Origin of the sequence: Sphingopyxis sp. UBA6723 (assembly GCF_002454115.1) — a bacterium.
GTDB lineage: Bacteria > Pseudomonadota > Alphaproteobacteria > Sphingomonadales > Sphingomonadaceae > Sphingopyxis.
Genome location: NZ_DKIH01000013.1, coordinates 189,353 through 203,911, shown reverse-complemented (window position 1 = coordinate 203,911; position 14,559 = coordinate 189,353). Strand labels below are relative to the sequence as shown.

Below are 14,559 nucleotides of genomic sequence, written 5' to 3'. Positions count from 1 at the left end.
ACGCGCGCTCCTCGGCCGCCAAAGCCTGCACGGGCAGGCTCAGCAGCGTCGCAGCGGCGACAAGGGAAAGGCGCGATGAGATGCTCAGCGGATCAGGATCCAGCCGTCGCCCTGCCGCTCGGCCTTCGTTCCCGAAAGGGCGGCAAGATCGGCGATCGTGCGATTGCGGTTCTTGTCGATAATCAGCGCGCCGCGGAACGACAGGTCGGCCGCGCCGGGCGAAATGCGGACCTCGATTCCGGCGGTGCGTTTCAGATCCTCGGCAACAACGGCAAGCGGCGCGTCATTGTAAACCAGCAAACCGGTTCGCCACCCACCAATGCTGGCGATATCGACGTCCTGTACTGCCGGGGGTTGGCTATCGTTGTCGCGGGCCTCGATCGCCTTGCCTGCGACGAGGCGGACCTTGTCGCGGTCGGGATTGTAGAGGACAATGCCTTCCGACACCGCGACCAATGTCTGCCGTTCGCGCCGTACGACGTTGAATGCGGTACCAAGGTCGACGATCCGGTCGTTGCCCGTTTCGACGATAAAGGGGTCGTCGTCGCGATGGACGACATGGAACATCGCTTCGCCCGCTTCCAGCCGGGCAAAGCGCGGGCGATCCTTGTCAATTTCGACTACCGAGCCCCCGTTGATTTCGATCCGCGATCCGTCGGCGAGCTCGATCGTGCGATGTTCCCCCGCCGCAGTCTCGATCCGGTTGGCATTACCAAACGGGTTCAGCGTTGATAGGCCGATCACCGCGACCAACGCGGCTGCGATCGCTCCGCCGACCCAGGCACGACGCGACGGACGGCGCGGGGTGGTCGGCATGGCCAGGGGCACGGGCTTGGCGACCTGGGTCAGCGCGTCGAGATCCTGATCAAGACTCGCCACCGCATCATAGATCGCGACATGCTCGGAATTCTCGGCGAGCCAGTCGGCGAAGCCGTCCCAATCGTCAAAAGCCGGATCACGCTGGCGGATCAGCCAGTCGATGGCGCGCGCTTCGATGCTGTTCATGTCAGAATGCATCAAACTGCCTCCGTAGCGCAGCAAGTACGGCATAGACTTTGCGCAAATCGGCTTCGACTGTGCTCAGGCTGACCCCCATTTCCTGGGCTATATCGCGCTGCGCCACCCCGTCGATCCGGAACCGTTTGAAAATACGCGCCGCCCGCTCGCCGGTGGCGGCAATCGCTGCATCGACCTGTTCCAGCTGTTGACGCGAGATCAGTGATGTCTCGGCGGAGGGGTGATGTCCCGCCGCGGCCTCACCCCACGCCTTGTCACGCAGCGCGCTCTGTCGCGCCGAGCGATAGCGGTCGAGCATCAGATTGTTCGCGGCGCGCATCACATAGGGCAGCGGATCCGCGACTGGTCCCATCGGGCGATCGGTCAGCCGCATCCACAGATCCTGAAACAGATCCTCGGCCGCATCGCCCGCGCCGCGTACGTGCAAGAACCGGACGATCCGGTCCCGGTTGGCGAGCAATACGCCTTCGATGCCTTGCGCGGCATCGGTTCGGTCACGCGAACTGGTCATCGATTGTTTGCTCTGGAACGCCATTTTCCGCCGGTCAGCGCCGCCCCGGCGCACGCCATAGGTTCCCCCGATGTCGCCGTCATATAGCGCCCATGTCTCGCCGCGCAACTGCGGCGGCGGATATGAGAGGAGGGGCAGTGCAAGCATCGGTACCTTCGTTCATTTCTGTCTAAGCAAGGGGGAGGCGGGGGTAGGGATGTGCCTCCCCCTTGCACGCGGGGCCGGCCGGGGGGCTAGAGGCCGACCCGCAGACTCGCACGGAACGCCCAACCAACGCGGTTTTGCTGTTCCTCCGCGGACATTTCGCCAGCGACCTGAAAGGCCGAATTGCCAGCAATGCCACGGAGACGGCCGACCCAGCCGCTCGTGCGATCATCAGGGGTAAGGGTGAACGGCGTGCCGTCCTTGAACGACGCGGTGGTCGAACCCAGCGTGCCGCCGACAATCTGGCGGCGCCCGCCCTCAATCTCAAAGCGCGTCCAGCCGTCATATTGGTCGAGGCCGCCGAAATCCATGCCAAGGGCAACGGTGCCCGACACGGCCAACTCGTCGCTATCGCGGCCGAGCACTTTCAGGTCGAGCGCATCGCCGCCGCCGGTTTCCTGATAGCCTTTTTCGGTCAGCTTGAAATAATCGACTGCAACCATCGGGCGGATCGTGATCCCGCCGGCGTGCGCATCATAGGCGAGCGAGCCCGAAGCCGACCACAAAGTGCCGTCCCATTTGCCCTTCATCGTCTTTTCGATATCGTCGGCGCCGGCCTCCGCGCTGAAAATACGGGTGCCTTTCAGGCTGATCGGGGCACCCGATACGCGGGCGTTGGCCATAAAGCCCTTGGATCGCAAGCGCCAATGCAACGCGCCTTCGAACTGGCTGGTGCTAACCTCATTGGCATTGCTGCCATTGCCGTCCTTGCCGCTGAGGAAAGCGATGGAACCGCCGAAATTGCCGACATCGCTCTTGATTTCCGCGCCAAGGCCGATGCCCCAGCCGCTGACGTCATAGCTGGCCGTATCGCCAATGCTTTTCGACGTCCCCCACACTGCCTGATTAACCCAATAGCCCCATTTTCCTTCATCCTGGAACGGCGCATTGGGATCCTGCAGGTAGCGCGACAGCGCACGCGAGCCTGAGGTAACGGTTTCGAACACGCCGCCTTCATGTTCCGGCAACATCTGGCCCAGTTGGGCGCGGAACTGATCGCCATCGGTGATGCCAAGGAAGACGTCTTCGACCTTCTGGTCCGCCACCACGGCATCAATCACCGCATTGAACGCACCCGCTTCGGATCGATTGAGCCCAAGATCGCTGGTGCTTTTGCGCGCTACATCGATGATCAACTGGGTCGCGTTCGACGTCAGCGTGCCTTTGTAGAGGAACGGCAGCAGCGTCTGCGATGCGGTGAGATTGCTTGCCCCGGTCAGCGATCCCGCGGTCAGGACGATGTGGCGTCCCTCGGCCTGTTCGATGCTGGTCAGCCGCAACGCCAGTTTGGATTCGGCACCGAAGCTGGCGTTCCCGGTCACCTGCAACGCCGTACCGGTGCTGCCGGTGTCGAGCAGAACGCCCAGCGTCCCTTTGTCGGTGACCGCCAGCGAGGCAATTTGCGCCGCGCCGGATACGTCAAAGGTCCCCCCGCTGACCGACACGGCAAGACCCTGCGCATTGGCCAAGGAACCCGAAAAGATGGACGTGCCGCCGATGCTCAGCGTGTCGTTGCCGCCACCGAAATCGGCAGCGCCGGTGAATCTGGATGTTCCGGCCAGCGTCATGCTGTCATTGCCCGCCCCAAAGCGTGCGTTGCCCGCATAAGTGGCGTCGCCCGACAGCGCCAGACGGTTGTTGCCGCCGCCAAAGAAGCTGTTTCCTTTCACCGAGCCGTCGGCGATGTCGAACACGTCATTGCCGCCGCCGAACCGCACGTCGCCAACGATGCTCGGGGCGGTGATGCCCGATGCCACGGCGGTCTGTTTCACCGTTGCGCCGGTCGCATGGGCTGCCAGATCGATCGCGACGTTGCGGTCGGAGCTGGCCAGCGCGCCGGTGGCGCTGATCGCACCGCTATTCTCGACGACATCGACATTGCCGGAAAGATCGACAATCGCGCGGGCCGTGCCATTGTCGCCGCCGGTTTTCGCCGCGATCGTGCCGCTGTTGCGGATCAGCGCCACGTCGCTGCCTGCCTCGACCAGTACCCCAGTCGCGATCGAACCGGCGACATTGCCCGCGGTCGTCGCCTCAACCTTGCCCGCGTTGCGCAATTCGGGGGTCGTCGCCCCGCTGCCGATCCGGATCGCCGTCGCCGCAACATCTCTCGACAGCGCAGCGACGCTGCCGGTTGCGCCGATGCCGATGCCACCCGCGATGGTCACGGCGCCGCCCAAGCCGCCGATCTGCATGCCGTTGCCGTCCTTGCCGGCATAAAGTCCGTTGCCGATCACCGACCCATCAATGATCAAGCCAAGCCCGGTTCCCGTACCGGCGACCGGGCCAATGGTGACGCTTTGGGTTGCCGATCCGATCCGTACCGCGGCGGCCGATCCGAACGACCGCACCGCGACGCTGCCCTCCTTGTCATCAGGGATACCGTCCTTGTCCTCGTCATTGTCGGTGGTGCTGTTGTCCTTGGGCGGGACCGCGAGGACGATGCCGCCGGTCACATTGCCTTCAATCGACAGCGCCGGACCACCGATCAACAGATCGTCGGCATCAAGCTTTGAGGGATCGGCCGGCGGCGTTGTGAAGCGATAGCCGGTGGCCGTGAGATTGCCCTGAACGACGAGCGCACCCGTGATGTTGCCTGCCAGCCGCGCAGCCGTCGCGTCGAGGCCGGTAGCGGTGATGGTGCCAGCCAGCCGGACATTGCCGGTCACATCCTGCAACCCGACGCCGAGCGCGCGATCGCCGAGCACGGAGATCGTGCCGTCGGTGGTGAAATTGCCGGTCAGCGGCCCGCCCAAGCGGATCCCTGCCGAATCATTCCCCTCGATCGTGATCGCCCCACTGTTGACGATATTGCCGGTGAAGGCACCGAGCGTCGCGATGCCGACGCGGTTGCTGCCCAGCGCAAAGGCGCCGTCGATGTCGCCGTCGTTGTCGATGTCGGTCGGGGCATAGGGCTCGTCGAGGATGATCTTGCCGGTTGCGGCATTGGTGATCGCACCGACCGTCCCGGCATTGGCTACAATGCCGCGTGCGCCGTTGACGTTACTGATCTCGATCGTGCCTTCGTTGATGACCTTGTGATTGCTGTCGATCGTCACCGCGGTGCCGCCCGTCGGCTTCACCGAGCCCGCAGACGTGATCTTGATATCATCAGGCGCGCCCGATTTGATCGTCGACGTCCGCACCGGCGCGGTGGTCGCGGTGGTGATCGTCGTTTCGGCCTGGGCCGTCGTCGAAAGCAGGGCGGCCAGACATGTGGTGGCCAGCAAGGTGTTGCGCATCGGGTTCCTCTTGTGATCGGGGCCGGGATGGCATCCCGGCGACAATCACAAGACGGAGCCCCTGCGGCTCAGCCTTGGAATTAAGATCACCCCGTCCCACCAGCGCCGCGTCGCAGCACCCAATGCGGTTGCCACGGCAGCGCAAAGCGCCGAAAAGGCCTAGCGCGGTCGCGGGCGACATATGCGCAGGCCGCAACAGAAAGACGCATCAGCACCCCATGACATCTGCCAACGAAATTTTGGAAACACTCGGCTGGCGTCCTTATTTTGCCGAGCAGATGACTGATGATGAGGTTGCGACATGCCTACCGGTCCGGGTCATGACGGTTCACCGCGGTCAGATTTCCGTCGCAGGTGCGGGCGGACAGCAGCTTATCTCTCCTTATATCGTCGGTGCCGGGCCATCCGACCCCCACCCGACCGTCGGCGACTGGCTGCTCATCGATCGGAGTACACAGGAGGCTGCCCGCGTTCTGGAACGGCAGAACCTGTTCAAGCGGCGCGCACCCGGCGATCCGAACCGCGAGCAGATGATCGCGGCCAATGTCGACACGCTGTTCGTCGTCGCGTCCTGCAATCAGGATTTCAGCGTTGCGCGGCTGGAGCGCTATCTGGTTCTGGCACGCGAAGTGGGGGTTAAACCGGTCGTCGTCTTGACCAAGACCGACTTGACCGATGATCCTGGGAAATTCGTCGCCGCCGCGCGCGCGATCGAACCGGGATTGCGCGTCGAACCGGTCAATGGCCGCGATCCTGCGAGCGTTGCGCGCCTGGCAGCATGGTGCGGGCCGGGCGAGACTGTGGCGCTGCTTGGCTCATCGGGCGTCGGAAAATCGACATTGGTCAACACATTGCGCGGATCGAGCGATATCGCCACCCAGGCGATCCGCCCGCACGACGATACCGGACGCCACACAACCACCGTCCGTGAAATGCACCGGCTCGATCACGGCGGCTGGTTGCTCGACACGCCGGGGATGCGCGAGCTCCAACTGCCGCAAGCGGCGGTGGGCATTGCCGAGATGTTCGACGATTTCATTCTGGTGGCAGAGCAATGTCGCTTTTCCGACTGCGCGCATGACGCAGAGCCGGACTGCGCCGTCCGCGCCGCCATCAACGCTGGCACACTGACCGCCGACCGCTTCGATCGCTGGCAGAAACTGGCTGCCGAGGACCGCGCCGCAGCCAATCCGCCAAAGCGCCGCCGATAGCCATTTGGCGGACAGGGTGGGATTCGAACCCACGGTGAGCTTGCACCCACGGCGGTTTTCAAGACCGCTGCCTTAAACCACTCGGCCACCTGTCCGCACGGCCGCCGCCATAGCGCGATGGGCCGATGCGGCAAGAAAAACCTTCTTCGATCGGCCTGTCGCGCAGATGACTCGGCTCGTCCCGCCATTGCCTAGCCAAGGCGCTCGCATCTGTGCGAGACACATCTTATGGGTGGGAACGTCATGCATGCTATCATTTCGAAAATCGGGCGCATTTTTGCTCTCGCCGCCGCCGTCCTGTCGGCCAGCCTCTTCACGGCATCGGCGCCGTTACACGCGCAGGGCGGCGACAGCGGCTTCGATGCCTATGTCCAGTCGTTATGGCCCAAGGCGCAGGCGCGCGGGGTCTCCCGACAGACGTTCGACCGCGTCACTGCGGGTTTGCGCTATAATCCGCGGGTGATCGCGCTCGACCGGGACAATCTGGGCAGTCCGCCGACCAACGACACGCCGATCCCGAACTTCGCGCCCTATAAGGCACGGCATGTCGATGCAGCGCGGATCAATGGCGGCCGCCGCGTTCATGACCGACTGCTGCCTTTGCTCGCGCGCATCGAGGCGCGTACTGGCGTGCCGACCAGCATCATGATCGCGATTTACGGCCACGAAACCGCCTACGGCCAGGTCACCGGCAGCTTTGACCTGCCCGAAGCGCTGGCGACGCTGGCGTATGAAGGACGCCGCCGTAGCCTCTTCGAGCCCGAATTCATCGCGACGCTGGAAATGGTGGAAAAGGGTGTGCCGCGCAACGTGCTGAAGGGAAGTTGGGCCGGCGCTTTTGGCTATCCGCAGTTCCTGCCTTCGGTCTATCTGGCGGTCGCCGAAGATGGCGACGGTGACGGTCGTGCCAACATCTGGTCGAGCGAAGCCGATGCCATCGAATCGATCGGCGCTTATCTGCGCCGCGCCGGCTGGCGCGCCGGACAGCCGTGGGGCGTGGCCGTGACGGTGCCGAGCAGCTTTGATCGCAATCGTTTCGCTAGCCGCCTCAACCCCACTCGTTGCCCCCGCGTTTTCGCGCGCCACAGCCGTTGGCGCTCGATGGCCGAATGGCGCGCCGACGGCATTCAGCCGATCGGCGGCCGCTGGCCCGACGGACAGGTTCAGGCGGTGCTGCTGGAACCCGATGGCCCCGGACGGACCGCATATTTGCTGACCGGTAACTATCGTGCGATATTGGACTATAATTGTTCCAATTTTTATGCACTATCAGTGGGGTTGCTGGCGGATGAAATCGATCGGTAGAAAAACGGCGCTGATGGCGGGGGCAATGCTGCTGCTCGCCGGATGCGGCAGTTTCGGCGGCGAGCGCGATGGCGGGCCGACCGCCAGCCCAGCCCCCGCGCAATCGGCCAGCGGCGTAAGCGACACGCCGGTCAAGATTGGCGATCCCTATACGATCGGCGGTACGACCTACACCCCGTCGGACATCGCCGATTATGACGATGTCGGCTATGCCAGCTGGTATGGTGATGAATTGGCCGGACGACCGACCGCCAATGGCGAGATATTCGATCCCGCCGGGATCAGTGCCGCGCACAAGACGCTGCCGCTGCCCAGCTATGTCGAGGTGACCGCGCTCGATACCGGACGCACGATATTGGTGCGCGTCAACGATCGCGGCCCGATGGTCGGCGACCGACTGATCGACCTATCGCGCGGCGCCGCCGAGCAACTGGGCTTGACCGACGGTGTGTCCGCCGTGCGGGTACGCCGCACCAATCCGCCTCTCGCCGAACGGGCGCAGCTACGCGCTGGTCGCGCAGTGCCGGAACGCATTGCCACGCCCGATTCGCTGCTATCGATTCTGCGCACGAAGCTGAAAGCCATGCCGGTTCCGAAGCAACTCGCCGCCGCGCCGCCGGTTGAAGCGCAGCCCGCTGCCCCAATTGCGTCAGGAAAGGCCAAGCCCGGCGATGACCGGATGGCGGTTGATGCAGCGTCGCCTGCGAAATCGGTAGCCCAGCCGACCACGACCGCTGGCGGCAAATATGTCGTTCAGGTCGGCGCGTTCAGCAGCGAAAGCCGCGCCAATGCCGCGGCAAAATCGGTCAGCGGCACCGTCAGCAAGGCAGGCAACCTATGGCGGGTGCGGATCGGCCCCTTCGCCAGCGACGCCGACGCGCGCGGTGCACTCGGAACGGCGAAGGCCAAGGGTTTCCGCGATGCAGTGGTCCAGCGCGATCGGTAACGGGCAACGCGTGATAAAACTCTCAAAGATTCCAATCCAGAGCGCTGCGATGTTGGCAGGATTTGCACTGACGCTCGCGATGCCCGCGGCTGCCGCGGACGACCCACGTCCAAAAAGTACGGCGACAGCGCGTCCGTCCTACACCACGCAGGCGCCAATCGTGATGCTCAAAGATCTCGATTCGGGCGAAATCCTGTTTTCGCGCGGGGCTGACAAGCGCTTTGCACCAGCCTCCATGGCGAAGGTAATGACCGCCTATGTCGTGCTCGACCTGATCAAAAAGGGCGAACTGGCGCGCGACAAGCAATTCACCGTCAGCGAAGCGACGTGGAAGAAATGGAGAGGCAACAACGGCGGATCGACAATGTTCCTGCGCCCTGGCGAAAAGGTTTCGGTCGATGATCTGCTCAAAGGCTTGATCACCGTATCTGGGAATGACGCCGCCGCTGCGCTGGCGGTGGGGATCGACGGCAATGAAGCGGCGTTTATCAAAAGAATGAACGCTGTAGCCGCACAAATTGGCATGAAATCGAGCAATTTCGGCACGCCGAACGGCTGGCCCGACGGCGGGGTGACCAAGGTGAGCGCTAGCGACCTCGTCACGCTCGCCGACCGACTAATCCGCGATCACCCCGCCGGTTACGCGCGCTATTTCTCAATGCCGAAGCTTCAGCACGGCACGTCGCCCGAGGGCAAGCCGATCGTTCAGGCGAACCGCAATCCGCTTCTCGGGCGGGTGCTGGGGGCTGATGGGTTAAAGACGGGCTATACGTCCGAAGCAGGTTATTGTTTGCTGGGTTCAGCTAAGCGCGACGGGCGGCGGCTGATCATGGTCGTTGCCGGGCTGCCGAGCGACAAGGCCCGCCGCGACGAGGCCGAGCGGCTGATGCGTTGGGGGTTCGGGGTACCGCTGGCGGCGAACGATGGCAGCACGGGCAAAAAAGCCGCGAGTGGCAGCGGCCGCGCTGCACCGTGATGACAAAGCGCCTGCTGGCGGCTACCGCCACATAATGCACGTGCGCTTCGTCCTTTTCCAACCTTGCAGGTTATCGGCATGACGCACGGGCGCTTCATCACGCTGGAGGGCGGGGAGGGGGTCGGCAAATCGACGCAGATCCGGGCGTTGGCGGCGGCACTGGCCGCACGTAACATCGACGTCGTCACCACGCGCGAACCCGGTGGGAGCACCGGCGCCGAAGCGATCCGGACGCTGCTGATGGAAGGCAGCGATGACCGCTGGGACGCGCGCAGCGAAGCCTTGTTGTTCGCGGCGGCGCGCGCCGACCATGTCGCACGCACGATCCGCCCGGCGCTGGCGCGCGGCGCGTGGGTGCTATGCGACCGCTTCGTCGATTCGAGCCGCGCCTATCAGGGCGGTGGTGGCGGTCTCACCGACGCGGACATATTGGCGCTTCACGGCGTAGGATCCGAAGGCTTGTTGCCTGACCGCACCTTCCTGCTCACCGTAAGCCCCGCCGAAGCCGCACGCCGCCTTGCGGCACGCGGCGGCAGCGACCGCATGGGCAGCAAGCCCGCGGATTATCAGGCGCGTTTGGCCGCGCGCTTCGTCGAAATGGCCGAGGCGGAGCCCGAACGCTGGCGGATTATCGACGCCGATGCCCCCGCGAAGCAGGTAACGGCAGCAATCCTGGCAGGACTAGCAGAATGGCTATGATCGGCCATCATGACCCCGAGGCGACCTTTCTCGAAGGCTGGCAGGGGGGCCGGCTGCATCACGCCTGGCTGCTCGCCGGGCCGCAGGGGATGGGGAAGGGGGCTTTTGCCGCCCGCGTCGCGCGCTTCCTCGTCACCCATGGCCGCGGCGGCGACGGGCAGGCCGTTGCGCTCGACGATCCGGGCGACAGTGCCGCTGGGCGATTGGTCGACGCAGGCAATCACCCTGAGATCCTTCACTTGACGCGCCAGCTCAAGGACAAGAGCAAAGAGCTCGCGCGCAACATCACGATCGATCAGGTGCGGGCGATGATCCGCCGCTTGCATCTGTCGCTGTCGCTCGGCGACTGGCGCGTCATTATCGTCGATGCGATCGACGATCTGGAGACCGACGCCGCCAACGCGCTGCTCAAAACGCTCGAGGAACCGCCAGCAAAAACGCTGTTCCTGCTGGTCAGCCACTCACCAGGGCGCTTGCTGCCGACGATCCGGTCGCGATGCAGACCGCTGCGTTTTCAACCGGTTGATCGTGACGTCATGACAGCTTGGCTGCATAATCTGCGCCCGATGCTCGAAATTGCCGAGGTGCGGGCGATCGTCGCCGCGTCGGGCGGGGTGCCGGGCAAGGCGCTGGCGCTGATCGAGAGCGATGTTGCGGCGATGGAGAAAAAACTACTGGCGATTGCCAGTTCGGGTGATCCAGAAAACCGGCTTCGCGAGGCCCTGGCGCGCGAGGTCGGCGGCACCGCCAACCGCGCAAAGCTTGAACTCGTTATCGACATCGTTCCCGGGCTGCTCGCGCAGTTGGCGCGCGAGCGTTCGGTGGCTGAGATCGCGCCGATCCTCGCGCAATGGGACCGTGTCCAGCGGACCGTGCGCGATGCGATCCGCGGCTCCTATGACGGCACGATGGTCGGGTTTGAAATCGGTAACTGCCTCGCCGAACTGGCGCCGCGTTCGGCGCACTCGGCACGCTGACGCTTTCCCTCACGCGCGCCAGCGGCTAAGGCGCGGCCATGTCCGAAAACAGCGCCCCTTTCTATATCACCACCGCGATCAGCTATCCCAATGGCCGCCCGCACATCGGCCACGCTTATGAAGCGATCGCCACCGACGTGATGGCACGGTTCCAGCGCGCGCGCGGCCGCGACGTGCGGCTGATCACCGGCACCGACGAACATGGGCTCAAGATGTTCCAGACGGCGCGCGACCAAGGCCGCGAAACGATTGATCTGGCCAATGAAATGTCGTCTTATTTCCGTGAGATGTATGCCAAGCTGAACATCAGTTATGATAATTTCATGCGGACTTCTGATGCGGCGCATCATGCGGCCTCGCAAGCGATTTGGCGCGCAATGGAGGCCAATGGCGATCTATATCTCGATCGCTACGAAGGCTGGTACTCGGTTCGCGACGAAGCTTTTTACGACGAAAGCGAACTGGTCGACGGGGAAGGGGGCGTCCGCCTGTCGCCGCAGGGCACTCCGGTTGAATGGACCGTCGAGGAAAGCTGGTTCTTTCGCCTGTCGAATTATCAGGACAAGCTGCTCGCGCTCTACAACGACAAGCCGGATTTTATCCGCCCCGAAAGCCGCCGCAACGAAGTGATGCGCTTCGTCGAGGGCGGGCTCAAGGATCTCAGCGTCTCGCGCACCAGCTTCGACTGGGGGGTACCCGTGCCGGGATCGCCGGGGCATGTGATGTATGTGTGGGTCGATGCGCTCACCACCTATCTTTCCGGGCTGGGCTATCCCGATCGCGATGGCGATTTTGGCAAATTCTGGCCCGCCAGTATCCATATGATCGGCAAGGATATTGTGCGTTTTCATGCCGTTTACTGGCCGGCTTTCCTGATGAGTTCCGGTTTGCCGCTGCCCAAACAGGTGTTCGGCCATGGCTTCCTGCTGAACCGCGGCGAAAAGATGTCGAAGTCGCTGGGCAATGTCGTCGATCCGATGGCGCTCGCCGACACCTTCGGGGTCGATCCGCTGCGCTATTATCTGCTGCGCGAAGTGAGCTTTGGGCAGGACGGCACTTACTCGGCAGAATCTATCGTGCGCACGGCCAATGCCGATCTGGCGAACAGCTTCGGTAATCTGGCACAGCGCAGCTTGTCGATGATTTTCAAGAATTTGGACGGCATCCTGACAGCAGACTATGCGGTGCACAATGATGATCGCGCGCTGCTGTCGATCGTCAACGATGCGTGCCGCAACCTGCTGCCGCGCGAATTTGAACAGCTCGCTTTCTCGGTCGGGATCGAGGAGTGGCTCCGTGCCGTGTTCGCGTGCAACCAATATGTCGATACGCAAGCCCCTTGGGCGCTGCGCAAGACCGACCCCGACCGGATGCGCGCGGTGCTGATGACCTTGTTCCAGGTCGTCCGCACGCTGGCAATCGCGATCCGCCCGGTGGTGCCGACCGCAGCCGACACGCTGCTCGACCAGATGGGCATTGGCGACGACGCACGCAACTTCGCCGCTCTCGACGACGATGACTGGTTTGCGAACCTTGCCGCGAGCGGGTTTGTCGTTGGTCAGCCAATCCCCCTCTTCCCGCGCCTCGATCTGCCCGAAGGGGAAGGGGAGGCCTGATGCTCGTCGATTCACACTGCCACCTCAATTACAAGGGGCTCGCCGAACAGCAGGGCGAGGTGCTGGACCGCGCTCGCGCGCGCGGTGTCACCGCGATGCTCAACATTGCGACGCGCGAAAGCGAATGGGACGACGTGCTGGCGGCGGCCGAGGCCAATACCGACGTGTGGGCCAGCGTCGGCATCCATCCGCATGACGCCGATCATCATCCCGACGTCGACACCGCGAAGCTCGTCGAGCGCGCCGCACACCCGCGTGTGATCGGCATCGGAGAGACCGGCCTCGACTATTATTACGACAAAAGCGACCGCGTGCGGCAGCAGGACAGCTTCCGCCGCCACATCCACGCGTCACAGGTGACCGGGCTGCCGATCATCGTCCACACGCGCGACGCCGAGGCCGACACGTTGGGGCTCCTCGGCGAGGAAATGGGCAGGGCGACCTACCCGGGCGTGATCCATTGCTTCACCGCGAGCGACGATTTCGCGCGCCAGGCGCTCGACCTCGGCCTGTACATTTCGATCTCGGGCATCGTGACCTTCAAGAACGCCGCCGATCTGCAAGCGACCGCCAAATGGCTGCCGCAGGACCGGCTGCTGATCGAAACCGACTCCCCTTTCCTCGCCCCGGTCCCGCACCGCGGCAAGACCGGCGAACCGGCGTTTGTTGCCGACACGCTGGCGTTTCTCGCTACACTTCGCGATGAGGATCCCGAAGCCCTAGGCGCGGCGACGAGCGCGAATTTCTACGCGCTATTCAACAAGGCGGCGCCATGACGTCATACGCTCCATGAAGGTTCGCATCCTGGGTTGCGGCACGTCGTCGGGTGTACCGCGGATCGGCAACGATTGGGGGCAGTGCGACCCGGACAATCCGCGCAACCTGCGCAGTCGGTCCTCGATCCTGATCTCGCTCGGCGGCTTTCGCCTGCTCGTCGACACCAGTCCCGAAATGCGGCTGCAATTGCTCGATGCCGAGGTCGGCGCCGTCGACGGGATCATCTGGACCCACGAGCATGCCGACCATTGCCACGGGCTCGATGATTTGCGCCAGATCATGCATTTACGCGGCTCGCTGGTCCCAGCCTATGCCCGCAACCATGTGCTCGACACGCTCAAGTGGCGTTTCACCTATGCCTTTGCCGGAAACGCCGGCTATCCGGCGTTGGTCGATCCGATCGATTTGCTGGATCACCAATCGATTGGCCCGATCGAGGTCTCGGCGATTGAAATGCCGCACGGGCCGATCAAAGCCAGCGGACTGATCTTTAGCGATGGTGTCCATAAGATCGGTTATGCCACGGATTTTTCAAAGTTTACCGACGAAATGGTCGATTTCTTTCAAGGTGTGGACCTGTTTGTTATCGACGCGCTGCGCCGCTATCCGCATCCGACGCATCCGCATTTGGCGATGACGCTCGCGGCGCTCGAAAAATGCGGCAACCCCCGCGCGATCATCACGCATATGGACAATACGATGGATTATGACGACTTGGCGGCCGAATTGCCGCCCGGCGTCGAGCCGGGCTATGACGGGCTGGAGGTGCAACTATGAGCGGTGAGACTGGGGTGCAACTGGTCTGGTTCGTCGGCGCATTTGCGCTGGTAGTCAGTTCGTTGTTGGCGCGGCGACTGCCGATGGCCGACTGGTTCAAGATGGCGCTAGCCTGGGTTGCGATTTTCGGCTTGGTGTTTCTGGTTATCCGGACTTGGCAGGTGGTGACCTGATTGCGGTGCAAGCACAAGGCGGATCAAAATCACGTGATTTCAACGGGAGGGGGGTCCAGTCCTCCCCATCAGAAGTGAAATTTAACATAATATATATTATCGGATAAGATGATGTCTGACGCGACGCT

13 protein-coding genes and 1 tRNA gene are annotated in these 14,559 nt (G+C 63.4%); 10 read left to right on the top strand and 4 right to left on the bottom strand.

From position 1 onward, the window contains the following. Positions 1 to 84 precede the first annotated feature (84 nt). The 3 genes from B4F07_RS14330 to B4F07_RS14320 form a co-directional block, all read right to left on the bottom strand. Entirely contained in the window at positions 85 to 1,017 is a 933-nt protein-coding gene (locus B4F07_RS14330; protein ID WP_293704865.1) for a FecR family protein, read from the bottom strand. Further along, complete coding sequence (locus B4F07_RS14325) at positions 1,007 to 1,675, bottom strand: RNA polymerase sigma factor (RefSeq protein WP_349681332.1); 669 nt, start codon at positions 1,673 to 1,675, stop codon at positions 1,007 to 1,009. The genes B4F07_RS14330 and B4F07_RS14325 overlap by 11 nt, the downstream gene beginning before the upstream one ends. Positions 1,676 to 1,761: 86 nt before the next feature. Continuing rightward, entirely contained in the window at positions 1,762 to 4,974 is a 3,213-nt protein-coding gene (locus tag B4F07_RS14320) for an autotransporter outer membrane beta-barrel domain-containing protein (protein ID WP_293696930.1), read from the bottom strand. A gap of 218 nt (positions 4,975 to 5,192) precedes the next feature. Between B4F07_RS14320 and rsgA the strand changes: the two genes are divergently transcribed. After that, positions 5,193 to 6,185 carry a ribosome small subunit-dependent GTPase A gene (gene rsgA / locus B4F07_RS14315; protein WP_293696933.1) on the top strand — a complete coding sequence of 331 codons (993 nt, stop codon included), beginning with the start codon at positions 5,193 to 5,195 and terminating at the stop codon, positions 6,183 to 6,185. 5 nt (positions 6,186 to 6,190) lie between these two features. On the opposite strand, the gene B4F07_RS14310 is transcribed toward rsgA, so the two are convergent. Continuing rightward, a tRNA-Ser gene (locus tag B4F07_RS14310) sits at positions 6,191 to 6,280 on the bottom strand. A gap of 148 nt (positions 6,281 to 6,428) precedes the next feature. On the opposite strand from B4F07_RS14310, the gene B4F07_RS14305 reads away from it, so the two are divergent. The 9 genes from B4F07_RS14305 (at position 6,429) to B4F07_RS14265 (ending at position 14,431) form a co-directional block, all read left to right on the top strand. Continuing rightward, positions 6,429 to 7,490, top strand: a complete 1,062-nt coding sequence (locus tag B4F07_RS14305) for a lytic murein transglycosylase (protein WP_293696936.1) — start codon at positions 6,429 to 6,431, stop codon at positions 7,488 to 7,490. Positions 7,491 to 7,503: 13 nt separating this feature from the next. Beyond that, positions 7,504 to 8,436 (top strand): septal ring lytic transglycosylase RlpA family protein, encoded by a 933-nt coding sequence (locus B4F07_RS14300; RefSeq protein ID WP_293696939.1) that lies wholly within the window; start codon positions 7,504 to 7,506, stop codon positions 8,434 to 8,436. Further along, on the top strand, positions 8,411 to 9,412 hold the full coding sequence (locus B4F07_RS14295; RefSeq protein WP_349681331.1) for a D-alanyl-D-alanine carboxypeptidase family protein: 1,002 nt from the start codon (positions 8,411 to 8,413) through the stop codon (positions 9,410 to 9,412). Before B4F07_RS14300 ends, B4F07_RS14295 begins: the two co-directional genes overlap by 26 nt. A gap of 78 nt (positions 9,413 to 9,490) precedes the next feature. Continuing rightward, on the top strand, positions 9,491 to 10,111 hold the full coding sequence (gene tmk / locus B4F07_RS14290) for a dTMP kinase (protein WP_293696942.1): 621 nt from the start codon (positions 9,491 to 9,493) through the stop codon (positions 10,109 to 10,111). Further along, positions 10,102 to 11,088: a DNA polymerase III subunit delta' gene (locus B4F07_RS14285; RefSeq protein WP_293696944.1), complete on the top strand. Its 987-nt coding sequence runs from the start codon at positions 10,102 to 10,104 to the stop codon at positions 11,086 to 11,088. The genes tmk and B4F07_RS14285 overlap by 10 nt, the downstream gene beginning before the upstream one ends. A gap of 38 nt (positions 11,089 to 11,126) precedes the next feature. After that, the gene (metG, locus tag B4F07_RS14280; RefSeq protein WP_293696947.1) at positions 11,127 to 12,704 is read left to right on the top strand and encodes a methionine--tRNA ligase; all 1,578 of its coding nucleotides are present in this window, start codon (positions 11,127 to 11,129) and stop codon (positions 12,702 to 12,704) included. Further along, positions 12,704 to 13,480 carry a TatD family hydrolase gene (locus B4F07_RS14275; protein WP_293696950.1) on the top strand — a complete coding sequence of 259 codons (777 nt, stop codon included), beginning with the start codon at positions 12,704 to 12,706 and terminating at the stop codon, positions 13,478 to 13,480. Before metG ends, B4F07_RS14275 begins: the two co-directional genes overlap by 1 nt. A gap of 13 nt (positions 13,481 to 13,493) precedes the next feature. Then, a complete protein-coding gene (locus B4F07_RS14270; RefSeq protein WP_293696953.1) occupies positions 13,494 to 14,258 on the top strand; it encodes an MBL fold metallo-hydrolase in 765 nt (254 codons plus the stop codon). After that, the gene (locus B4F07_RS14265) at positions 14,255 to 14,431 is read left to right on the top strand and encodes a hypothetical protein (protein ID WP_293696955.1); all 177 of its coding nucleotides are present in this window, start codon (positions 14,255 to 14,257) and stop codon (positions 14,429 to 14,431) included. Before B4F07_RS14270 ends, B4F07_RS14265 begins: the two co-directional genes overlap by 4 nt. The last annotated feature ends 128 nt before the right edge of the window (positions 14,432 to 14,559 follow it).